The organism is Azoarcus taiwanensis, assembly GCF_012910885.1.
Taxonomy (GTDB): domain Bacteria; phylum Pseudomonadota; class Gammaproteobacteria; order Burkholderiales; family Rhodocyclaceae; genus Azoarcus_F; species Azoarcus_F taiwanensis.
The window spans coordinates 1-474 of the sequence record NZ_WTVM01000297.1; the positions used below are offsets into that span (position 1 = coordinate 1).

Annotated in this window: 1 protein-coding gene; it reads left to right on the top strand. The window is 35.4% G+C overall.

The genetic code is table 11. The features are described 5' to 3' along the window. Positions 1-474, top strand: a 474-nt coding sequence (locus GPA21_RS20405; RefSeq protein WP_168989875.1) for an enoyl-CoA hydratase/isomerase family protein, incomplete at both ends; no start/stop codon positions are given.

The window sequence follows — 474 nt, forward strand, 5'->3', positions numbered from 1 at the left end:
ATTATGGGATGCAATGGGATACGAACGTGTTAAAACACGTATGGAAGACGAACTTGGAGACTTACCACAATGGATTAGTGATTTAGATGGTGGCTTTTATAAACAAGATGAGACCATTGAATATGCAACACCTATTTCTCACTTCGTAAAAGATGAAATTTGGGATAAAGGTGATGCCAAACTTTCCGTAACTAATGATGATCAACTGTTACTGAACTTACAAAGTAAAAATAATGTCATTACCGATGAATTCAACGATGCGTTAGTTGATGCGATTGATTTACTGGAAAATGACCATTACACAAGTATGGTTATTTATGCAGATGGTAACAATTTCAGTGTGGGTGCTAACCTTTTCTTAATGAAAAAGGCGCATGAAGACGGTCTTGTAGATGATGTCGTTGCACAATCAATTGATAAATTACATTATAGCTTTAATCGTTTGAAGTATAGTTTGAAACCAGTAGTCACAGC